The sequence below is a fragment of the Sulfitobacter sp. UBA4523 genome (assembly GCF_002388305.1).
GTDB lineage: Bacteria > Pseudomonadota > Alphaproteobacteria > Rhodobacterales > Rhodobacteraceae > Sulfitobacter > Sulfitobacter pontiacus.
On sequence record NZ_DGMH01000025.1, the window covers coordinates 19,003 to 19,378 of the forward strand.

Annotated in this window: 1 protein-coding gene; it reads right to left on the reverse strand. The window is 58.0% G+C overall.

The features are described 5' to 3' along the window. Positions 1 to 41: 41 nt before the first annotated feature. Positions 42 to 376, reverse strand: a 335-nt coding sequence (locus tag B3849_RS06930; protein ID WP_286779950.1) for a glutathione S-transferase C-terminal domain-containing protein, incomplete at its 5' end; no start/stop codon positions are given.

Here is a 376-nt window from a genome sequence, read left to right on the forward strand (position 1 = left end):
GACAAGCGGCTTGCCGCGTGGGGGCGGCAAGACGCGCGGGATCAGTCGCCGATTTTGTCCTGAGTCTTTGTGTCAAAATCGCTGGCATCATGTCGTTCGTGCAGCTGCATTTCGGGCTCACCGAAGGGTCGGTTGACCATGCGACCACGTGTAACGGCAGGGCGCGCGTCGATCTTCTTGGCCCATTTCATCAGGTTTTCGTAGGAATCGACATTCAGGAACTCTGCCGCGTCATAGAGACGGCCCAGAACCAGCTGCCCGTACCATGCCCAGATCGCCATATCCGCGATCGAATATTCGCCCGCCATGAATTCGTTATCGGCAAGGTGACGATCGAGCACGTCAAGCTGGCGCTTGGTCTCCATCGCGAAACGGT